This window comes from Kineococcus lubricus (genome assembly GCF_050871965.1).
In the GTDB taxonomy this organism is placed as follows: Bacteria; Actinomycetota; Actinomycetes; order Actinomycetales; family Kineococcaceae; genus Kineococcus.
Genome location: NZ_JBJLSK010000035.1, coordinates 1 through 19,367, shown reverse-complemented (window position 1 = coordinate 19,367; position 19,367 = coordinate 1). Strand labels below are relative to the sequence as shown.

22 protein-coding genes are annotated in these 19,367 nt (G+C 75.5%); 13 read left to right on the top strand and 9 right to left on the bottom strand.

The features are described from left to right. Window positions 1–14 precede the first annotated feature (14 nt). Both ACRYRX_RS19570 and ACRYRX_RS19565 read right to left on the bottom strand, forming a co-directional pair. Window positions 15–857 carry a siderophore-interacting protein gene (locus ACRYRX_RS19570; protein ID WP_432514653.1) on the bottom strand — a complete coding sequence of 281 codons (843 nt, stop codon included), beginning with the start codon at window positions 855–857 and terminating at the stop codon, window positions 15–17. A 13-nt stretch (window positions 858–870) separates the two neighbouring features. Then, window positions 871–1,854 (bottom strand): siderophore-interacting protein, encoded by a 984-nt coding sequence (locus tag ACRYRX_RS19565; protein WP_432514619.1) that lies wholly within the window; start codon window positions 1,852–1,854, stop codon window positions 871–873. Between the two features lie 115 nt (window positions 1,855–1,969). Here ACRYRX_RS19565 and ligD (ACRYRX_RS19560) point away from each other — a divergent pair, with 115 nt between their 5' ends. Both ligD (ACRYRX_RS19560) and ligD (ACRYRX_RS19555) read left to right on the top strand, forming a co-directional pair. Continuing rightward, entirely contained in the window at window positions 1,970–2,899 is a 930-nt protein-coding gene (gene ligD, locus ACRYRX_RS19560; protein WP_432514651.1) for a non-homologous end-joining DNA ligase, read from the top strand. 1 nt (window position 2,900) lies between these two features. Beyond that, window positions 2,901–3,848, top strand: a complete 948-nt coding sequence (ligD, locus tag ACRYRX_RS19555; RefSeq protein ID WP_432514617.1) for a non-homologous end-joining DNA ligase — start codon at window positions 2,901–2,903, stop codon at window positions 3,846–3,848. Here ligD (ACRYRX_RS19555) and ACRYRX_RS19550 read toward each other — a convergent pair. Beyond that, on the bottom strand, window positions 3,838–4,515 hold the full coding sequence (locus ACRYRX_RS19550; RefSeq protein WP_432514615.1) for a hypothetical protein: 678 nt from the start codon (window positions 4,513–4,515) through the stop codon (window positions 3,838–3,840). The two genes, ligD (ACRYRX_RS19555) and ACRYRX_RS19550, sit on opposite strands and share 11 nt — an antisense overlap. Before the next feature lie 97 nt (window positions 4,516–4,612). Between ACRYRX_RS19550 and ACRYRX_RS19545 the strand changes: the two genes are divergently transcribed. Then, window positions 4,613–5,452, top strand: a complete 840-nt coding sequence (locus ACRYRX_RS19545; protein ID WP_432514612.1) for a GNAT family N-acetyltransferase — start codon at window positions 4,613–4,615, stop codon at window positions 5,450–5,452. Window positions 5,453–5,513: 61 nt separating this feature from the next. Here the strand turns inward: ACRYRX_RS19545 and ACRYRX_RS19540 are convergent, their stop codons facing one another. Further along, entirely contained in the window at window positions 5,514–5,990 is a 477-nt protein-coding gene (locus ACRYRX_RS19540; protein ID WP_432514610.1) for a DUF4383 domain-containing protein, read from the bottom strand. A gap of 70 nt (window positions 5,991–6,060) precedes the next feature. After that, entirely contained in the window at window positions 6,061–7,152 is a 1,092-nt protein-coding gene (locus ACRYRX_RS19535; RefSeq protein WP_432514609.1) for an FUSC family protein, read from the bottom strand. Window positions 7,153–7,213: 61 nt separating this feature from the next. Between ACRYRX_RS19535 and purD the strand changes: the two genes are divergently transcribed. The 3 genes from purD to ACRYRX_RS19520 are packed head-to-tail and all read left to right on the top strand — an operon-like array spanning window position 7,214 to window position 10,367. Beyond that, window positions 7,214–8,470: a phosphoribosylamine--glycine ligase gene (purD, locus tag ACRYRX_RS19530; RefSeq protein ID WP_432514608.1), complete on the top strand. Its 1,257-nt coding sequence runs from the start codon at window positions 7,214–7,216 to the stop codon at window positions 8,468–8,470. Then, window positions 8,470–9,348 (top strand): phosphoribosylaminoimidazolesuccinocarboxamide synthase, encoded by an 879-nt coding sequence (locus ACRYRX_RS19525; protein WP_432514605.1) that lies wholly within the window; start codon window positions 8,470–8,472, stop codon window positions 9,346–9,348. The genes purD and ACRYRX_RS19525 overlap by 1 nt, the downstream gene beginning before the upstream one ends. Continuing rightward, entirely contained in the window at window positions 9,345–10,367 is a 1,023-nt protein-coding gene (locus ACRYRX_RS19520; RefSeq protein ID WP_432514604.1) for a hypothetical protein, read from the top strand. The genes ACRYRX_RS19525 and ACRYRX_RS19520 overlap by 4 nt, the downstream gene beginning before the upstream one ends. Before the next feature lie 69 nt (window positions 10,368–10,436). Here ACRYRX_RS19520 and ACRYRX_RS19515 read toward each other — a convergent pair whose 3' ends face one another. Beyond that, on the bottom strand, window positions 10,437–11,405 hold the full coding sequence (locus tag ACRYRX_RS19515) for an ABC transporter substrate-binding protein (RefSeq protein WP_432514603.1): 969 nt from the start codon (window positions 11,403–11,405) through the stop codon (window positions 10,437–10,439). Between the two features lie 90 nt (window positions 11,406–11,495). Here ACRYRX_RS19515 and ACRYRX_RS19510 point away from each other — a divergent pair, with 90 nt between their 5' ends. From ACRYRX_RS19510 to ACRYRX_RS19500, 3 genes are read left to right on the top strand one after another with little or no spacing between them, the layout of a single operon-like run. Continuing rightward, window positions 11,496–12,281 carry a DUF4253 domain-containing protein gene (locus ACRYRX_RS19510; RefSeq protein WP_432514601.1) on the top strand — a complete coding sequence of 262 codons (786 nt, stop codon included), beginning with the start codon at window positions 11,496–11,498 and terminating at the stop codon, window positions 12,279–12,281. Beyond that, entirely contained in the window at window positions 12,272–12,658 is a 387-nt protein-coding gene (locus ACRYRX_RS19505; protein ID WP_432514600.1) for a CidA/LrgA family protein, read from the top strand. Before ACRYRX_RS19510 ends, ACRYRX_RS19505 begins: the two co-directional genes overlap by 10 nt. Further along, on the top strand, window positions 12,655–13,350 hold the full coding sequence (locus ACRYRX_RS19500) for an LrgB family protein (RefSeq protein WP_432514597.1): 696 nt from the start codon (window positions 12,655–12,657) through the stop codon (window positions 13,348–13,350). Before ACRYRX_RS19505 ends, ACRYRX_RS19500 begins: the two co-directional genes overlap by 4 nt. An 11-nt stretch (window positions 13,351–13,361) precedes the next feature. Here the strand turns inward: ACRYRX_RS19500 and ACRYRX_RS19495 are convergent, their stop codons facing one another. Continuing rightward, window positions 13,362–14,033, bottom strand: a complete 672-nt coding sequence (locus ACRYRX_RS19495) for an NADPH-dependent F420 reductase (RefSeq protein WP_432514595.1) — start codon at window positions 14,031–14,033, stop codon at window positions 13,362–13,364. A gap of 166 nt (window positions 14,034–14,199) precedes the next feature. Here ACRYRX_RS19495 and ACRYRX_RS19490 point away from each other — a divergent pair, with 166 nt between their 5' ends. Continuing rightward, window positions 14,200–14,619 carry an Hsp20/alpha crystallin family protein gene (locus ACRYRX_RS19490; RefSeq protein ID WP_432514594.1) on the top strand — a complete coding sequence of 140 codons (420 nt, stop codon included), beginning with the start codon at window positions 14,200–14,202 and terminating at the stop codon, window positions 14,617–14,619. Between the two features lie 9 nt (window positions 14,620–14,628). Beyond that, window positions 14,629–14,856, top strand: coding sequence for a hypothetical protein (locus ACRYRX_RS19485; RefSeq protein WP_432514592.1), 228 nt, complete (start codon window positions 14,629–14,631; stop codon window positions 14,854–14,856). A gap of 49 nt (window positions 14,857–14,905) precedes the next feature. Here the strand turns inward: ACRYRX_RS19485 and ACRYRX_RS19480 are convergent, their stop codons facing one another. After that, window positions 14,906–15,355 (bottom strand): Lrp/AsnC family transcriptional regulator, encoded by a 450-nt coding sequence (locus ACRYRX_RS19480; RefSeq protein ID WP_432514590.1) that lies wholly within the window; start codon window positions 15,353–15,355, stop codon window positions 14,906–14,908. A 160-nt stretch (window positions 15,356–15,515) separates the two neighbouring features. Between ACRYRX_RS19480 and ald the strand changes: the two genes are divergently transcribed. Next, entirely contained in the window at window positions 15,516–16,631 is a 1,116-nt protein-coding gene (gene ald / locus ACRYRX_RS19475) for an alanine dehydrogenase (protein ID WP_432514588.1), read from the top strand. 41 nt (window positions 16,632–16,672) lie between these two features. Here the strand turns inward: ald and ACRYRX_RS19470 are convergent, their stop codons facing one another. Next, window positions 16,673–17,824, bottom strand: a complete 1,152-nt coding sequence (locus ACRYRX_RS19470) for a glutamate--cysteine ligase (RefSeq protein WP_432514586.1) — start codon at window positions 17,822–17,824, stop codon at window positions 16,673–16,675. Between the two features lie 65 nt (window positions 17,825–17,889). Here ACRYRX_RS19470 and ACRYRX_RS19465 point away from each other — a divergent pair, with 65 nt between their 5' ends. After that, window positions 17,890–19,314 carry a dihydrolipoyl dehydrogenase family protein gene (locus ACRYRX_RS19465; protein WP_432514584.1) on the top strand — a complete coding sequence of 475 codons (1,425 nt, stop codon included), beginning with the start codon at window positions 17,890–17,892 and terminating at the stop codon, window positions 19,312–19,314. The last annotated feature ends 53 nt before the right edge of the window (window positions 19,315–19,367 follow it).

The window sequence follows — 19,367 nt, the reverse complement described above, 5'->3', positions numbered from 1 at the left end:
ACCGTCGCCGGGGGTCAGACCCCCGCGGTCGCGTCGTCGCTCTCGGTCGCGGCGTTCCAGTCCTTCTTCTCCGAGCGCCACCCCTCCTCGGTGCGCCCGCGGCGCCAGTACCCCGAGGCGGACAGCAGTTCCCGCGGGACGCCGAGGTCGGTGCGGACCCAGCGGCGGACGGCGCGGACGGTGTCGGCCTCGCCGTGGACGAAGGCGTGCGGGGCGCCGGCGGGCAGGTCGAGACCGCGCAGGAACCCCAGCAGGGCCTCGGGGTCCGGTTCGGCCCGGTGCACCCAGTGCAGCCGCAGGTCCCCCGGGCAGGTCAGGGGCAGTTCCTCGGCGGCCGAGTGCACCTCGACGACCGCGACGGCGACCGCGCCGGCCGGGACCCGTTCCAGCGACGCCGAGATCGCCGGCAGCGCGCTGGCGTCGCCGACGAGCAGGTGCCACGGGGCGTCCTCGCGGGGGGTGTAGGCCCCGCCGGGGCCCATGATCCACAGCTCGTCGCCGGGGGCGGCCGCGGCCGCCCAGGGACCGGCGAGCCCCTCGTCGCCGTGCACGACGAAGTCGACGGTCACCTCGCCCCCGGCGACGGACCGCACCGTGTAGGTGCGCTGCGCGGGCCACTCCTCGCGCGGCCGGGTCTTGCGGATGCGGTCCACGTCGAACGGCTCGTCGTGCACCACGCCGGGCTGGGGGAAGACCAGCTTCACGTACGAGTCGGCCTGCTCGACGCCGAAGTCGACGAGGTCGTCGCCGCCGAACACCACGCGCACCATGTGCGGCGCGAGCCGCTCGACGCGCTGCACGACGCCGAGGCGCTGGCGGCGCGGCGCGGGCTCCGGCTTCCTGAACGGGTTCCGCACGTCCTGCTCCACCTCACTCACCCTCGGCGCGGCCTTCGCGCCAGTACCCCATGAACGCCACCGAGGTCCGCGGGACGCCGACCTCGCGCACGAGGTGGCGCCGCAGGGCCTTCACGACGCCCGCCTCCCCAGCCAACCACGCGTACAGCGCCTCCGGCCCGGCGGCCTCGGCGTGCTCGGGGACCTCCCACAGGATCCCGGTGTCGAGGTCCACGTCGTCCAGCGCGTCGTCCAGCGCGTCGGTGTCGTCCAGGGGGGAGGACACCTCGTCGACCAGCGCGGAGGCGACCTCGTGCACGCGGCGCTGGAGGAGTTCCCCGGGGGCGTGGGAGCCGTTGCGGGGCAACCACTCCACGGTCAGGTCGGCGGCCGAGGGCAGGTCCAGCAGGTCGAGCGCGTCGGGGACCTCCAGCAGCGCCGTGGCCCGCACCCCGGCGGGCAGCTGCTCCAGGATCGCCGAGACCGCCGGGACGGCCGTCTCGTCCCCGGCCAGCAGCAGCGTCCGCGCCTCGGCGGGCGGGGCCCACTCCACGCCCCACATCCGGCCGGTGCCGGGGGAGGAGGGGCCGACGATCCCGAGCCGGTCGCCCACCGCGGCCCCCGCGGCCCACCGCGAGGCCGGGCCCGCGTGCCCGCCGTGCACCCCGTGCAGGACGAAGTCGACGTCCAGCTCGGCCCACGCCCGCGCGGTCGCCGGCCGGAACGCGCGGACGGTGTAGGTGCGCATCGCGGGCCGGACGTCGTCGGGCAGTTCCCGCCACCACGTGTACCAGTCGCCCTCGGGCGGGTCGTAGGCCGCCAGCGGCCGGTCCAGCAGCAGGACCTTGAAGCGCTGGTCGTAGCCGCCGGCGCCGAAGCCGCCGAGCTCGGGGGAGGTCAGCGTCACCCGCACGAAGCTCACCCCGACCCGCCGGACGGCGGCGACCCGCACCTCGTGGAGGGCGTACGCGGCGCGCGCGAGCGTCGCCCGCGCGCCCGCCTCGGTGTCGGTCGTCATGTCCCCAGAACCCCTCCGTCGATGTGAGGACAGCCTAACCAATGGACGGGGGTCCTCGGCAACGTCCGCGCTGGCCCGCCTCCCGGACCGGCGCCACAGTGGGGACGTGCTCCCCATGCTGGCGACCGCCGCCCCGGCCGCCGACGGGGTGCCCACCGACGGCGAGCACTGGGCCTACGAGGTCAAGTGGGACGGCATGCGCGTCCTGGCCGACGTCCACGACGGCCGCCTCGCCCTGCGCTCGCGCACCGGCCGCGACGTCTCGGCGACCTTCCCCGAGCTCACCGCCCTCACGCGGGCCCACGCCGACGTCCACCTCGACGGCGAGGTCGTCGCCCTCCACGACGGGCTGCCGTCGTTCGCGGCGCTCGCCGACCGCATGCACGTCACCGACGCCCGCGCCGCCGCCCGGGCCGCGGCCCGCACCCCCGTGACGCTCATGGCCTTCGACGTCCTGCGCCTGTACGGCGTGGACCTGGTGGACCGGCCCTGGCAGGAGCGGCGCGAGTCCCTGGACCGGCTCGTCCCGTCCGGGCGGGCCTGGCAGGTCTCGCCCGTCTACCCCGACGCGGCCTCGCTGCTGGCCGCGACCCGCGAGCAGGGGCTGGAGGGGGTCGTGGCCAAGCGCCGCACCTCCACCTACCAGCCCGGCCGGCGCAGCCCCGACTGGGTCAAGCACGCCCACCGCCGCCACCAGGCCTGCCTGGTCGTCGGGTGGCGGCCGGTGGTGGGGGCCGGAGCGCGGATGGGGGCGCTGCTGCTGGCCGTCCCCGCCGCCGGCGGCGGGCTGAGGTACGTCGGCCGGGCCGGCAGCGGCCTGGGGGCCGGCGCGGAGGAGGAGCTGCGGGCGGCGCTGACCGGGTGCGAGCGCCCCCGCCCCGTCGTCGAGGTCCCGCGCGCCGACGCGGCCGGGGCCACCTTCACCGAGCCCGTCGTCGTCGTGGAGGTCCGCCACCTGGGCCGCACCACCGGCGGCCGGCTGCGCCAGCCCACCCTGCGCGGCCTGCGCAACGACCTCGCACCGTCCGACGTCCGGGAGGAGTGACGTGGCCGCCCGCCCCGCGCAGGACCCCGACCACGGGGAGACCGTCGTCGACGTCGAGGGACGGCGGCTGCGGCTGCGCCGCCTGGAGAAGGTGCTCTACCCCGCGACGGGCACCACGAAGGCCGAGGTCCTCGCCTACGTCACCGCGGTCGCCCCCGCGCTGCTGGCCCAGCTGCGGCAGCGGCCGCTGACCCGCAGGCGCTGGCCCGACGGGGTCCGCGGCCCGTCCTTCGTCGAGAAGAACGTGCCCCGCGGGGTGCCCGGCTGGGTGCGCAGCGTGGAGCTGGAGACCCCCGGCAGCACCAAGGACCGCGAGACGGCCCGCTACCCGCTCGTCGACGACCTCGCCGGGCTGGTGTGGCTGGTGAACCTCGCGGCCCTGGAGCTGCACGTCCCGCAGTGGCGCGTCGGGCCGCGCGGGGGAGTGCGCCACCCCGACCGGCTCGTCGTCGACCTCGACCCCGGCGAGGGGGCCGGGCTGCCCGAGTGCGCCGAGGTCGCCCTCGCGGTGCGGGAGCGGCTGGCCGCCGACGGGCTGGACTGCCACCCGGTGACGTCGGGGTCGAAGGGGTTGCAGCTGTACGCCGCCGTCTCCGGCGAGCAGTCCGCCGACGTCCTGCGCGCCTACGCCCACCGCCTGGCCGAGGAGCTGGAACGGGACCGGCCCGACCTCGTCGTGAGCCGCATGACGAAGGTGCTGCGCGGCGGGAAGGTCCTGCTGGACTGGAGCCAGAACAACGCCGCCAAGACGACCGTCGCGCCGTACTCCCCGCGCGGCCGCGAGCGCCCGTGCGCCGCCGCGCCCCGCACGTGGGACGAGTTCGACGACCCGGGAGCGCTGCGGCAGCTGACGCTGGCCGAGGTCGCCGACCGGTACGCCCGCCACGGGGACCCGCTGGCCGCGCTGGGGCCCGGCGCCGGTCCGGGCCCGCGGGTCCCTACGGCGTGACCCGCGCGACCCGCAGCTGGTCGCGGTGCAGGCTGATGCGCGGGGAGTAGCCGAACAGGGCCGTGGCGGTGAGGAACTCCTCGGGCCCGAAGTCGACCGACGTCAGGCTGACCTGCAGGTACCCGCGCAGCCCCACGAGGTGCTCGTCGGCGACGACGGCGTACCAGGGCCGGTGGCGCCGGCTCATGAGCTGCACGTCGGCGTCGCACCAGCCCGCGTCGAGGGTGCGGTGCCGCCCGTTGACCAGCCCGATCCCGGCGTACCGGCGCAGCTCGGCGTCGAGGTGGAGGTTGACGCTGCACGTGGGCGCGGCGGCGTCGTTGACGTCCTGCACGGCGGTGACGAGCCAGCCGGCGAGGGCGCCGGCGGGCACGTCCTCGACGTCGGCCTGCGGCACCAGCCGCTCCAGGCAGGCGTGGTCGACGGCGCCGGCCAGCGACAGCAGCGCCTCGGTCTCGGCGCGCGTGACGTCGTCGAGGTCGCCGCGGCGCACCGGGACGGGGTCGCCCGCGGCGCGGACCTGGGTGCGGGGGTCGACGTCGTCGGGGACGGTGTCCCCGTCGTCCCACAGGCTGAAGGCGCTGTGCCGGTGGACGTCGCCGACGTGCTCACCGTCGAGGGTGATCGTCTCGCCGCGACGGGACAGGACCTGCGGTTCGCTCTCCATGGCGCCGCCGATGGTAGGCGGCGACGGGGCCCGGGGGCCATCGGCTGCCCGCGGAAACCGGTTGACCCCCTCCCGGCCGGGCCGGTCGACTGACCCGGTGCTGGAGACCAGGAGCCGACTGTCCGAGGACGACTTGCGGGCCGTCGCCGCGCTGGAGGCGAGCGTCGTCGCCCACGACGGCGGCCGCCTGAAGATCGAGTGGGGCGACCTGCGGAACCGGTCCGGCGACCACGTGAACGACCTGCTGTGGACGGCCGACGGGCGGGTCGTGGGGTTCGTCGGGTTCGACTCCTACGACGGCCGCGTCGTCGAGCTCGTCGGGATGGTCGACCCGGCCGCACGAGGGCGGGGGATCGGCGGCGCCCTGCTCGACGCCGCCGTCGGCGTGTGCCGGCGGCGGGGGTTCGCGCAGGCCCTGCTCATCGTCCCGCGCGGCAGCGCCGCCGGGGCCCACCTCGCCCGCAGCCGAGGCGCCGTCCTGGAGCACTCCGAGCACGCGCTGCGCCTCGACGTCCCGCCCGCACCGGTGGCCCCCGACCCGCGCACGGTGCTGCGCGCCGCCGGCCCCGGTGACGTGCCCGTCCTGACGGGGCTGCTCACCGACGCGTTCGGGAGCGCGCCCACCCACCTGGAGGCGGGGTTCGCGACGGGCCGCACGCTCGTCGTCGAGCACGCGGGGGAGCCGATGGGGACCGTCCGGCTGCAGCGGGAGGGGGACAGCGGCGGGATCTACGGCTTCGCCGTCACCCCGCGGTGGCAGGGCCGGGGAATCGGCCGCGACGTGCTGCGCCGGGTGTGCGCGCAGCTGTTCGACGAGGGCGTCGCCTCGGTCCGGCTCGAGGTCGCCGTCGGCAACGACCGCGCCCTGGGGCTGTACACGTCCCTGGGTTTCACGCCGGTCCAGACCGAGGACTACCACGACCTCCCGCTGACGTGACTGCGCCCGGTGGCGGCCGCCCCCGCGGGGACGGCCGCCACCGGGCGCGGCGGGGACGGGATCAGAAGACGCCGAGCTGCTCGACGTGCTTCCTGCGGGCGGCGACCGCGCCGCCGAGGATCACGGCGAACAGCGCCAGGTGCAGCCAGTTGCTCGCCACGTTCACGGGCAGGTCGTCGCGGACGGCGTTGACCATCAGCCCCGCCCCGCTGAGCCCCGCGCACAAGTACGTCAGCGCCACCCACACGACCGTCTTGTGCGCCTGCCGGGCCGACCCGGAGAACGCCAGGACCGTCACGCCGAACAGGATCTGCGTCGACGCCACGACCACCGAGGTGCGGAACAGGCCGAACAGGTTCGCGCCGGAGTCGTAGAACCCCATCTCGGAGTAGTTCGAGGTGATGCCCGGGACCAGCCCGAGGACACCCAGACCCAGGGTGAGGAGAGCGACCAGGCGGGCGAAGGCGGCGATGGGCCCACCGGTCTCGGCGGGGTTCGGCGACTCGATCGCGGGGGGCGCGACGGCGGGAGCGTTCATGACCACCATCATGGCTCACCGGACCGGCGCGCATTTTACCGGTGCTCGCCCGTCCGCGCTCGCGGGAACCTCAGCGCGGCAGCAGCCGGTGCGCGTCGGACGCCGAGATCCCCTGGGCCTGCAGCAGGTCCACCACCGTCGAGCGCAGCTGCGCCACCACGACCGTCGCCGACAGCGACTCCGCGCCCAGCGTCCGCGGCCCCAGCGTCACCGCCAGCTCCTGCAGACCCGCCACCGACGGCGGCAGCGTCTCCCCCGGGTAGGCCGGTTCCCCCAGCGAGCGGATCGCCGCGGCCATCCCCTCCAGCGCCCCCGCCACCGAGTCCGGCATCTGCTCGTCGTACTTCAGCGCCGTGCTGACGCGGCGCAGCGCCACCCGCAGGTTCCGCGTCGCCCGGTCCATCCCGGCCTGCAGCTTCTTCTGCTGCACGATCTCCCCCCGGCCGCGGCGGCGCAGCGGGGACAGCCGGTGCACCTCCTGGCCCGCGTTGACCGACTGCGACCAGCCGTCCAGCTCCGTCTGCGTCGCCCGGGCCCGCGCGAGCACCTCCTCGGCCTTGGCCGCGTCGTGGTCGCGGACCGCCCCGGCCGCGTCCTCCAGCAGGTCCGCCAGCTGCCCGGCGTACGCCCTGGAGCGCCCCCGCACGTCCCGGCGCGGGTCCGGCGGCAGCAGCGCCGCCACCGCCAGCGCCACCACCACGCCCGTCATCGCGTCCAGCCAGCGGTCCGAACCGCCGCTGCCGGGCATCGGCGGGTACGCCACGATGAACGCGGCCTGCAGCGCGGCCTGGTTCACCAGCAGGATCCCCGAGTCCAGGAACCGCGCGATGAACATCGCCGCCGCCACGATCGCGGTGATCTGCAACGGGCCCCGCCCCACGAGGTGGACGATCAGCGTCCCCAGCAGGACGCCGATCGTGACGCCGACGCCCAGCTCCCCGACCCGGCGCAGCCGCTGGTTGTTCTGCACCCCCAGGCACACCACGACCGCCACGCACGCGAACACCGGGTACGGCTGGTCCCACAGCGCCTGCGCCAGCAGCCAGGCGACCCCGGCACCCAGGCCGCACTGCATGATCTGCCACCACGACCCCTGCCAGCGCTGCCACCCGGTGCGGAGCCGCCGGCGGGCGGAGAGGGCGAACGGGATCGTGCGGGGCACGGGGGTGATCCTCCCCCACGACGTCGGGTCGGGCACCGGGGAACCTCTACCCTCGATCCCCGTGGACGTCCTCGTCATCGGTTCCGGTGCCCGCGAACACGCCCTCGTGCGTGCCCTGCTCGACGACCCGGGGGTGGACCGCGTCGTGGCCGCCCCCGGCAACGCCGGCATCGCCCTCGTCGCCCCCGTCGAACCGGTCGAGGCGACCGACCCCGCGGCCGTGGCGGCCCTCGCGCAGCGGCTCGGCGCGGACCTCGTCGTCGTCGGCCCCGAGGCCCCGCTGGTCGCCGGCGTCGCCGACGCCGTGCGCGCCGCCGGCATCCCCGTGTTCGGCCCCTCCGGCGAGGCGGCCCGGCTGGAGGGCTCCAAGGCGTTCGCCAAGGAGGTGATGGCCGCCGCGGGCGTGCCCACCGCGATGGCGCACCTGTGCACCACCGAGGAGGAGGTGGCCGCCGCGCTCGACGCGTTCGGCGCCCCGCACGTCGTCAAGGACGACGGCCTCGCCGCCGGCAAGGGCGTCGTCGTGACGTCCGACCGCGAGGCGGCGCTCGCGCACGCCCGCACCTGCCTGGCCCACGGCCCGGTCGTCGTGGAGGAGTTCCTCGACGGCCCCGAGGTCAGCGTCTTCTGCCTCACCGACGGCACGTCCGTCGTGGCGCTGGCCCCCGCGCAGGACTTCAAGCGGGCCCTCGACGGCGACCAGGGCCCGAACACCGGCGGCATGGGCGCCTACTCCCCGCTGCCGTGGGCGCCCGAGGGGCTGGCCGCGGAGGTCGTCGAGCGCATCGCCCAGCCCGTCGTGGACGAGATGGCCCGCCGCGGGACCCCGTTCAGCGGCGTCCTGTACTGCGGTCTGGCGCTGACCTCGCGCGGGACCCGCGTCATCGAGTTCAACGCACGCTTCGGCGACCCCGAGACGCAGGTCGTCCTGGCCCGGCTGGCGACGCCGCTGGGCCCGGTCCTGCAGGCGTGCGCGACGGGCACCCTGGCCGACCAGCCGCCGCTGCGCTGGCGCCCGGACGCGGCCGTGACCGTCGTCCTGGCCTCCCCGGGGTACCCGGAGGCCCCGGTCACCGGCGGGCTGCTGCGCGGGCTGGAGGCGGCCGACGCCCTCGCCGGCGCCAGCGTCCTGCACGCCGGGACGGCACCGGCCCCCGACGGGACGGGCATCGTCAGCTCCGGCGGCCGGGTCCTGTCGGTCGTCGGCGTCGGCGCGGACCTGCACGCGGCCCGGGCCGCCGCCTACGAGGCCGTGGAGCTCATCGACCTCGACGGCGGCCGGTTCCGCCGCGACATCGCGCTGGAGGCGGCCCGCTGATGAGCGCCCCCGAGCTCGACGGCTGGACGCACACCTACTCCGGCAAGGTCCGCGACCTGTACGTGCCCGCCGCCGGGGACGACGGGACCGTCCTGGTCGTCGCCAGCGACCGGATCTCGGCCTACGACCACGTGCTGCCCACCACGATCCCCGGCAAGGGCGCGGTCCTGACCGCGCTGTCGCTGTGGTGGTTCGACCAGCTGGCCGACCTGGTGCCGAACCACGTCGTGTCCACCGACGTCCCCGCCGCCGTCGCGGGCCGGGCGATGGTGTGCCGGAAGCTGGAGATGTTCCCCGTGGAGTGCGTCGCCCGCGGCTACCTGACGGGGTCGGGGCTGGCCGAGTACCGCGAGTCCTCCGCCGTGTGCGGGGTCGCGCTGCCGGCCGGGCTGGTCGACGGGTCCCGGCTGGAAGAGCCGATCTTCACCCCGGCCACCAAGGCCGAGGTCGGCGAGCACGACGAGAACGTCACGTTCGAGCACGTCGCGGCCACCGTGGGCGCCGAGGTGGCCGCGCAGCTGCGGGACCTGACCCTGGCGGTCTACCGCCGCGCCGAGCAGGTCGCCCGCGACCGCGGGATCGTGCTGGCCGACACCAAGCTGGAGTTCGGCCGCGCCGGGGGCCGGACGGTCCTAGGCGACGAGGTGCTCACGCCCGACTCCTCCCGGTTCTGGCCGGCCGAGACCTGGGAACCGGGCCGCGCCCAGCCCAGCTTCGACAAGCAGTTCGTGCGCGACTGGCTGACCTCCCCGGCCTCCGGCTGGGACCGCCACGGCACCCAGCCGCCGCCGGAACTGCCCGCCGAGGTCGTCGAGCGGACGCGGCAGCGGTACGTCGAGGCCTACGAGCGCCTCACGGGGCAGGCCTTCGCGGGGTGACGTCCCGGCTGCGCACCCTGTTCCACCTCGACCTCGTGCGCAGCGCGAAGGCCGTGCAGCACCTCACGACCTTCGTCGTCGCGGCGATCTCCACGATCCTCATCACCCGGTTGTTCCTCGCCCTGTCGGGGTACCCGCAGATCGGCGGCGACACCGGCCTGCACGTCGCGCACGTGCTGCCCGGCGGGCTGCTGATGCTGGTGGCGATCTGGTTGCAGCTGTCCTGCATCGGCCCCGGCCCGCGCCCCGTCGCGGCGCTGGCCGGCGGGGTCGGGTTCGGGCTGTTCATCGACGAGGTCGGCAAGTTCGTGACGTCCGACAACGACTACTTCTTCGAACCCTCGGCCGCGATCATGTACGTGGTGTTCACGGGATTCGTCGTGGGGGCGCACTTCTGGCGCCGGCGGGTCCCGCCCGCCGACGACGAACGCGTCGCGAACGCGGCCCACGTCCTCGTCGACGGCCTCGCCGGCCGGCTGTCCGAGCACCGGCGGGCCGAGGCGCTGCACTCCCTCGACAAGGTCGGCGACGTGCCCGGCGCCGCGCAGGTGCATGAACTCCTCCGGACCGTCCCGACGCGCGAACCGGCTGTGCCGCAACGTCTCGAAGGAGTGTGGCAACACGTGGCCGAGGGGTTCGGTCGGGTGTCGTCCTCCCGCTTCGCGCTCCCGGTCATGGGGTTCCTGCTGTTCACCCAGATCGCCTGGGCGCTCGTCGTGCTGGTCTCGCTGCTGGTGTCCCGCACCCCGCACGGCGTGTCCGTCGCCGGGGTCCTGCTGGGCACCGCGGCGTCGCTGGTGTTCACGACGACCGGGTTGTGGCAGGGGCGCCGGCGGGGCCGGCGGGCCGCCGTGGAGTCGTTCCAGCGGTCGGTGCTGACGTCGCTGCTGCTCACGCAGGTGTTCCTCTTCGCGGCCTCGCAGTTCGCGGCGACGGCCGGGCTCGTCGGGGACCTCGTGCTGCTGGGCCTGGTCAACGCGGACCTGGCGCGGATGCGCCGCGAGCACGCGGTGCCCTGACCGCCCGTCGGCCGCGCGCGGGACCGCCGGGTCACCCCCGTCCCCGTGTGCGGCTGACCCGGCCGCTCGTCAGGCCGTGACGTCCCGCGCGGCGGTGAACGTCGCGACGACCCGCTCGAGCCAGTCGGCGTACGCGCCGTAGGTGAAGGGCTGCTTGTCGTCCCACTCGACGACCTGGCCCGCCTGCACCGCGGGCAGCGAGGCGTAGACGGGGGAACCGGCGAACAGCTCCTGGGAGCCGACGTAGGCGAGCAGCACGTCTGCCGGGTGGGTCGAGACGTTCTCCCAGGACAGCTCCGCCCAGGGGGACCCGGCCGAGGCGGCCGGGCCGACCAGGGTGACGCCGTGGTCGGCGAGCAGCTTCAGCTGCGCCAGGGCCGGGGTCCCGGCGTACAGGGCCGACGCGTCGCCGTTGAGGGCGATGGTCCGCAGGGCGGGGTCGGCGACGTCCTGCAGCGCGGCGACGTTCTCGGTGTACCGGGCCCGGTCGGCGTCGGTGGCCGAGCGGTCCCCGCCGAGGTCCTCGGCGAGGTCGCCGTAGGTGCCGATGACGTCCTCCACGGACCGGCCGGAGAACTCCACGGCCAGGAACGGGGCGATGTTCGCGACGGCCGTCGTGGTGCCTTCCTCCCACCAGGCCCAGCCCTGGCCCCGCGTCGTCCCGAAACCGACGACGAGGTCGGGCTGCAGCGCGGCGAGGGCCTCGATGTTCAGCTCGCCGCCGCGGCCGACGACGTCGATGCCGTCGAGGTCGACGTTCCCCAGGGCCAGCGGGGAGGCGTCCTCCTCCAGCCCGTAGCCGAAGACGCCGACCGGGCGGACGCCGTGGTCCCACAGCGCGGCGGCGCTGTAGGCGTCGGTGACGACGCGCTCGGGCCGGGCGTCGAGGGTGAGGGTCCGGCCGAAACCGCCGGTGGCGGACCAGCCCGCGGGGCTGGGCGGGGAGCCGGGCGTGGAGCCGGTGGTGCTGCCGGGCGAGGAGCAGGCGGCGAGCGCCGCGGTGGTGGCCGTCAGGGTCAGGAGGTCGCGTCTGCGCACGGGGTCGCTCCAGGATCGAGGGGTGAGTGTTGCCTACCCTAACCAGGGCGGGCGTTGGCTGGTCGCGCGGGGGACTGGCACGGTGGCCGGGTGCTCCGACGCCCCCGCTCAGCGCTCGCCGACCTCGTCGCGGCCGTCCCCGACCTGCCGCCGGGCCGGCTCGTCGCGCCCGCCGGGATGCGCCGCACCGGCCCGGTGGTCTGGGTCGGCGACGCCCCCGCCGCCCCCGGCGACTGGGCCCGGCTGGCCGCCCGGCACCCCGAGACCGGGCTGTGGCCGCTCCTGCTCGACGGCCTCGCCCCCGGCGACCCCGAACGCCCCTGGCTCGTGGGGGAGTTCTCCGGGCCCACCGAGGTCGTCCCCCTCGACGTCGAGGCGTTCCTCGCCGAGCAGTGCGCGGGCGCGTTCGAGGACCCCGAGGAGCACCCCGATGGACCGGAACCGCCCTGGCCCGGCCTCTCGCCCGCCCTGCCCGAGGTCACCGACCCCCTGACCGCCGCGGAGCGCTTCGCCACCGACCTGCTCGACCACGACCCCCACCGCCGCCTCGGGCTGGTCGCCGCCGACCGCGGCGCCGACGTCCTGGCCGCGATCGGCTGGTGGGGAGCGGTCAACAGCGACGTCGCGCCCGCCACCCTGTCCGCGGTCCTGCGCAGCTGGGAGGACCGGTTCGGCGCCCGCGTCGTGGCGCTGGGGTTCGACACGCTCCGGCTCAGCGTGGCCGCACCGCCGACCACCCCCGAACAGGCCCTGCCCGTCGCCGCCGAGCACCTCGGGTTCTGCTGCGACGAGGTGTCCCGGGAGGGACCCGCCGACGTCGCCGGGCACGCGGCCGGGCTCGTCGGGGAGCGGGCGTGGAGGTTCTGGTGGGACTGAGGACCCCCGGTCCGGCCCGCGCCCCCTCGGTCCTGGCCGCCCTCGCGCTGCTGCTCGGGCTCCAGCTGCTCGGGACCGTCCTCGTCGACCTCACCGGTCTGCCCGTCCCGGCCCCCGTCGTGGGCCTGGCGGTGCTGCTGGCCGTCGGGGCCCGGTTCCCCGGCGTCGCGCGGCGGGCCGAACCGGCCGCCGACCCCCTGCTGAAGCACCTGCAACTGCTGTTCGTCCCGCCCGGGGTCGGGGCGCTGACCCAGCTCTCCACGCTCGTCGAGCAGGCCGGCCCGCTGACGCTGGCCGTCGTCGGCTCCTTCGCCGCCGGGCTCGTCGTCGCCGGCGTCGTGCTCCAGCGGCTGCTGCGCCGCCGGGCCGCGGCGTGAACGCGCTGGTCCACGCGCCCGGTTTCGGCCTGGCGCTCACCCTCGCCGCGTACCTGGGGGCCGGGGAGCTGCACCGGCGGCTGGGGCGCCCCGCGCTGCTGGCCCCCGTGCTCGTCGCGATGGTCGTCGTCTCGGTGGCCCTGGAACTGCTGGGGATCACCTACGCCGAGTACCTGGCGTCGGTGTCCGTCCTGACGCTGCTGCTGGGCCCGGCCACCGTCGCCCTGGCCCTGCCGCTGCTGCGGTCCGGGCGCGCGCTGCTGGCCGACCGCCTCGCCGTGCTGGTCACCCTCGTCGTCACCGGGGTGGTGAGCGTGGGCGTGACCGTCGGGTCGCTGGTGCTCCTGGGGGCCCCCGACGACCTCGTCCGCACGACGCTGCCGCGGTCGGTCACGACACCGGTCGCGCTGACGGTGGGGGAGACGATCGGGGCGAACACGACGCTGGCCGTCGTCCTGACCCTCGTCTCCGGGGTGCTCGGGGCCACCGTCGGGCCGTGGCTGCTCGACCGCGTCCACGTCCACGACCCGCGGGCCCGGGGCTTCGCGATCGGCGTGGTGTCGCACGGCATCGGGACGTCCCGGGCGCTCGCGGAGTCGGACGCGGCCGGTGGCTGGTCGAGCGCGGCGATGGTGCTCAACGCGCTGGCGATGACGGTGGCGCTGCCCGTCGTCGCCCGCGCGTTCGGCTGAGCCGCCGCCCGTCAGGCGGTGAACTCGGTGGGGCGCTCGCGGGGCGCGGCGGCCAGGGCCGCGACGATCCCGTCGACCCCGGCCTCGGCGCCGTAGACGGGGGTCCCGGGCTGCTGCCGCCAGGACTCGGCCAGGGAGCCGGCGTCGACGCCGTCGAACCCCATCTGGTCGAGCAGGGCGATGACCGTCGCCTTCGCCTCGGCGTCGTCCCCGGCCACGGGCAGCGCGCGGCGCTCCATGTCGCCCGGCTGACGCGCCGCGGTGATGAGGTGCTCGGCCTGGATGCCGTTGAACGCCTTCACCCACCGCAGCCGCCCGCGCGGGTCGAGGTGCCGGGCCGTCCACACCGTCTCGGGGGTCCCGTCCTCGATGCCGTCGATCCGGCCGTCGCGCTCGCGGGGGTAGTAGTTTCCGGTGTCGACGACGACGGCCCCGTCGGGCAGCGCGTCGAGCACGTCCGCGGGCAGGTCCGGGACCCGCTTCTGCGGAACCGTGACGACGACGAGCTCGGCGCCCCGCGCGGCCTCCCCCGCGGGGACGGGCGTCGCGCCGGTCTCCTCGGCGAGGTCGGTGAGCGTCTCCGGTCCGCGGGAGTTCGCGACCCGGACGCGGTGGCCGAGGGCGGTGAGCGAGCGCGTGAGGTTCCCGCCGATGTTCCCGGCGCCGATGATCCCGATGTCCATGCGGGCACGCTAGGTCCGCTCCGGCGCTCGCGCCTCCCGGGTGGAGAATCTTCCCGGAGGGGTTGCACTCGGCCCGGCCGAGTGCTAACTAAGAGGTGTGGCACCGGCCCCCGCCGGTGACCCGATCGGCAGCGCATCTCCTTCTCTCACACTGGAGGTGGTGGCAATGTTGATGCGCACTGATCCCTTCCGGGAACTCGACCGGCTCACGCAGCAGGTCCTCGGGACGACGTCTCGGCCGGCCGTCATGGCGATGGACGCCTGGCGCAACGGTGACGAGTTCGTCGTGGAGTTCGACCTCCCCGGCGTCGACCCGTCCAGCATCGAGCTGGACGTCGAGCGCAACGTCCTGACGGTCCGGGCCCAGCGCCCCGTCCACGAGGACACCGGGGAGATGATCGCGGCCGAACGCCCGCGCGGGGTGTTCAGCCGGCAGCTCATCCTCGGCGACAACCTCGACCTCGACAAGGTGACGGCGAACTACTCGGCCGGGGTGCTGAACCTGCGGATCCCGGTCGCCGAGAGGGCCAAACCGCGCCGCATCGCCGTCGAGACGGGCGACCGGCAGCAGGCGATCACGTCGTAGGGGGAGGCCGTGGACCGCTTGCTCGCGCGGCGTTCACGGCCCGGTGACGGCGGACCCGCCGACCCGCTGGCGGGGTGGTCGCAGGAGCAGGTGGACGAGGCGTTCCGCGCCCTCGTCGCCACCCTGACCCGCCTCCCCCCGCCGGCCCCGGCGGTCCCGGCCCGGCCCGCCGCGCGGGTCGGGGACCAGGACGCGAACCGCCGGCCACCGTGCCGTCAGCGCTCGCCCCCGCGGTGAGGGTGGGCCGGTCGCACCCGTGAGGTACCGGGTGCGACCGGCCCACCGCTCAGGAGCGCCCCGCGGCGCGGGTGTGCTCGAAGATCAGGCTGGTCTCGGTGAGGCCGACGTCGGGGTCCCGGGACAGGTGCTCGGCGACGAAGTCGCGCAGGGCCTCGGTGCTCTCCACCGCGACGTGCAGGAGGTAGTCGTCGGCGCCGGCGACGAAGTAGACGTCGAGGACCTCCGGCTGGCGCCGCATCCGCGCCACGAAGGGGCCCATGCTGCCGCGGGCGTGCGCGGCGAGCTTGACCGCGATCATCGCCTGCAGGTCCAGGCCGAGGGCGGCGGGGTCGACGTCGGCGTGGAACCCGCGGATCACCCCCGACTCCCGCAGCGCCCGCACCCGCAGCAGGCAGGTGGAGGCGGCGATGCCGACCTGCTGGGCGAGGGCGGCGTTGGTGATCCGGGCGTCCTCGGCCAGGACGTGCAGGATCGCCCGGTCGACCGGGTCGACCACGCGTTGAAGCTTCTTCGGCCGGCCTGGCCCGTCGGCGGCCACTCTCGAACGATCTTCCACGAGAGGAGGCTCCCACGAATCTCCTGCGGGTTCCTTGCTGCTGCGCCGAACCCTGTTCACCCTGGGTGAGAACCCGCCCCACCGCTGGAGGAGTGAGCAGATGCGCATCGGCGTCCCCACCGAGGTCAAGAACCGCGAGTACCGCGTCGCCCTGACGCCCGCGGGCGTGCACGAGCTCGTCGGCCACGGCCACGAGGTCCTCGTCCAGTCCGGCGCCGGGCTCGGCAGCTCCCTGCCCGACGCCGAGTACGAGGCGGCCGGCGCGAAGGTCCTCACCGACGTCGACGAGGTCTGGGGCGCCGCCGACCTGCTCCTGAAGGTCAAGGAGCCGATCGCCGAGGAGCACCACCGGCTGCGCCGCGACCAGGTCCTGTTCACCTACCTGCACCTGGCCGCCTCCCGCGAGTGCACCGACGCCCTCCTGGCCTCCGGCACCACGTCCATCGCCTACGAGACCGTGCAGCTGCCCGACCGCTCGCTGCCGCTGCTGGCGCCCATGAGCGAGGTCGCCGGCCGGCTCGCCCCCCAGGTCGGCGCCTACTCCCTCATGCGCGCGGCGGGTGGGCGCGGCGTCCTCATGGGCGGCGTCCCCGGGGTGCGCGGCGCCGACGTCGTCGTCATCGGCGCCGGGGTCTCCGGCCAGAACGCCGCGCAGATCGCGCTCGGCATGGGCGCCGAGGTCACCGTCCTGGACCTGTCCCTGCCCAAGCTGCGCGAGGTCGACGTCCGCTTCGGCGGCGCCGTCCGCACCATCGTGTCGAACTCCTACGAGCTCGCCCGCGCCGTCCGCTCGGCGGACCTCGTCATCGGCGCCGTCCTCGTCCCCGGCGCCAAGGCGCCGAAGCTGGTCAGCAACGAGCTCGTCGCCCAGATGCGCCCCGGTTCGGTCCTCGTCGACATCGCCATCGACCAGGGCGGCTGCTTCGCCGACTCCCGCCCCACCACCCACGACGACCCGACGTTCACCGTGCACGGCTCGGTGTTCTACTGCGTCGCCAACATGCCCGGCGCCGTCCCGCACACCTCCACGTACGCGCTGACGAACGCGACGCTGCCGTACGTCGTGAAGCTCGCCGACTCCGGCTGGAGGGCCGCGCTGGCCGCCGACCCCGCCCTCGCCGCGGGCCTGTCGACGCACGCCGGGTCGCTCGTCAGCGCCGAGGTCGCCGCCGCGCACGGCCTGCCCGCGCGCACCCTGGCCGACGTCCTCGCCTGAACGGCTCCCCGCCCCTCCTCCCACCCGCCGGGGGAGGGGCGTCAGGGTTCGCGCAGTTCCGCGACGAGGGAGTCCACGACGTGGTGCAGCGGGTTCTGCTCACCCCGCGCGCACGCCGCCTCGAACGTCGCGCGCTGGCGCTGGTAGCTCGCCCCGCGCCGGGGGATGTCCGCGACCAGCGCCAGCTCGTCAGCGCAGTCCAGCTGCCGCGCAACGGGTTCGAGGCGGTTCAGCCACTCGTCGAGGTCGTCGGTGACGAGCCGCTCACGGCCCGCGGCGTCGACGATGATCTCCGCCTCCAGCCCGTACCGCGCCGCCCGCCACTTGTTCTCCTGCACGTGCCACGGCGGCAGCGTCGGCAACGTCCGCCCGTCGTCGAGCTGCGCGTCCAGGTGCACCACCAGGGCGTGCACGAACGCGGTGATCGCCCGCAGCTCCCGCAACGTCGGCGTCCCGTCGCACACCCGGATCTCGATCGTGCCGAACCGCGGTGAGGGCCGGACGTCCCAGCGCACGTCGGACAGGCCGTCGATGACGCCCGTCACGAACATGTCGTCGACGTAGTCCTCGAACTCGTCCCACCGGTCGAACTGGAACGGCAACCCCGCCGTCGGCAGCTGCTGGAACATCTGCGCCCGGTTGCTGGCGTACCCGGTGTCGAAACCCGTCCAGTACGGCGAGCTCGCCGACAGCGCCTGCAGGTGCGGGTAGTGGTTCAGCAGGGTGTTCAGGATCGGCAGCACCTTGTGCACGGAGTTCACCCCGACGTGCACGTGCACGCCCCAGATGAGCATCTGCCGCCCCCACCACTGGGTGCGCTCGAGCAGTTCGGCGTACCGGTCGTCGGCCGTCACCAGCTGCTCGTCCCAACGCGCGAACGGGTGCGTGCCCGCGCACATCAGGTCCAGCCCCATCGGGTCGGTCACGCGGCGCACCGCCGCCAGCGTCGACGTCAGGTCCTCGGCGACCTCCGCGACGGTGTCGCACACCCCGGTCACCGCCTCCAGGGTGTTGCGCAGCAGTTCCTTCGTCAGCCGCGGGCCCGTCGCCGACGGCTCCCGGTCCACCGCCTCCAGGACCTCCGAGGCGCGGGACGCGAGGTCCCGGGACCGGCGGTCCACCAGGACCACCTCCCACTCCACGCCCAGGGTCGGACGGGGAGACGCGTTGAACTCCACCGGACGTCGACCCACGCCCCGATCACACCACACCGGTGCCGGGCTCGCCCCACCACCGCCCCAGGGCCTAGCGTCCGGGCGTGGACGCTGAGCGGGAAGTGGATGTCGTCGTCGTCGGAGCCGGGCCCGTCGGGGAGAACGTGGCCGACCGGGCCGCCCGGACCGGCCTGTCGGTCGTGGTCGTCGAGAAGGAGCTCGTGGGCGGGGAGTGCTCCTACTGGGCCTGCATGCCCAGCAAGGCGTTGCTGCGCCCGGGGCAGGCGCTGGCCGCGGCCCGGCGGCTGCCCGGCGCGGCGGAAGCGGCCACCGGGGCGCTGGACGCGGCGAAGGTGCTGGAGCGGCGCGACCGCTTCACCAGCGGGTGGGACGACAGCGGGCAGGTGGGCTGGCTGGAGTCCGCGGGCCTCGGCCTGGTCCGCGGCAGCGGCCGGCTGGCCGGACCCCGCCGCGTGTCGGTCGAGACCGCGGACGGGACCGTGACGATCAGCGCCCGGCAGGCCGTGGTGCTCGCGACCGGCTCGGTGCCCGTCCTGCCCGACGTCCCCGGGCTCGCCGACGCCCGCGCCTGGACCAGCCGGGAGGCCACCAGCGCGAAGACCGTGCCCGCGCGGCTCGTCGTCCTCGGCGGCGGGGTCGTCGGCTGCGAGCTGGCCCAGGCCTGGGCCCGCCTCGGCTCCCGCGTCACGCTGCTCGCCCGCTCCGGCCTGCTCGCCGGGCAGGAGGACTTCGCCGGGGAGCTCGTCGCCGACGCGCTGCGCGCCGACGGCGTCGACGTGCGGACCGGCGCCGGGCTGAGCGGGGTGTCCCGCGACGACACCGGCGTCCACGTCGCGCTGACCGACGGCTCCACCGTCGACGCCGACGAGTTCCTCGTCGCCACCGGCCGCCGGCCCACGACGCGCGGGATCGGGCTGGAGACCGTCGGGCTGGAGGACGGCGGGTCCCTGGAGGTCGACGACACCGGCCTGGTCGCCGGGGTCGAGGGGAGCTGGCTCTACGCGGCCGGGGACGTGTCCGGGCGCCCGAAGCTCACCCACCAGGGCAAGTACGGCGGGCGCGCCGTCGGCGACGCGATCACCGCCCGGGCCTCCGGCGCGCTGGGCGCCGACGCCTCCGCCTGGTCCCGGTACACCGCGACCGCCGACCACGCCGCCGTCCCGCAGGTCGTCTTCACCGACCCCGAGGTCGCGCAGGTCGGGCTGACCGCGGCGCAGGCCCGCGAGCGCGGCCTGACCGTGAAGGTCGTCGACTACGAGATCGGGAACGTCGCGGGCGCCTCCCTGGTCGCCGACGGCTACGCCGGGAAGGCGCGGATGGTCGTCGACGAGGACCGCCGGGTGGTCGTGGGCGTCACCTTCGTCGGTCAGGACGTCGCCGAGCTGCTGCACTCCGCCACGATCGCGATCGTCGGGGAGGTGCCGCTGGAGCGGCTGTGGCACGCGGTGCCCAGCTACCCCACGATCAGCGAGGTGTGGCTGCGGCTGCTGGAGACGTACGGGCTGTAGCGGCGCGGGGTCCGGATCGTTGGCCCCTCGCTGCCGATGATCGGCAGCGAGGG

Coding starts and splice junctions, on each gene's coding strand:
- ligD (WP_432514651.1), top strand. CDS start 1,970: ATGCTGGCGACCGCCGCCCCGGCCGCCGACGGGGTGCCCACCGACGGC.
- ACRYRX_RS19550 (WP_432514615.1), bottom strand. CDS start 4,515: ATGGAGAGCGAACCGCAGGTCCTGTCCCGTCGCGGCGAGACGATCACC.
- ald (WP_432514588.1), top strand. CDS start 15,516: ATGCGCATCGGCGTCCCCACCGAGGTCAAGAACCGCGAGTACCGCGTC.
- ACRYRX_RS19565 (WP_432514619.1), bottom strand. CDS start 1,854: ATGACGACCGACACCGAGGCGGGCGCGCGGGCGACGCTCGCGCGCGCC.
- ACRYRX_RS19540 (WP_432514610.1), bottom strand. CDS start 5,990: ATGAACGCTCCCGCCGTCGCGCCCCCCGCGATCGAGTCGCCGAACCCC.
- ACRYRX_RS19495 (WP_432514595.1), bottom strand. CDS start 14,033: ATGGACATCGGGATCATCGGCGCCGGGAACATCGGCGGGAACCTCACG.
- ACRYRX_RS19490 (WP_432514594.1), top strand. CDS start 14,200: ATGTTGATGCGCACTGATCCCTTCCGGGAACTCGACCGGCTCACGCAG.
- ACRYRX_RS19525 (WP_432514605.1), top strand. CDS start 8,470: ATGAGCGCCCCCGAGCTCGACGGCTGGACGCACACCTACTCCGGCAAG.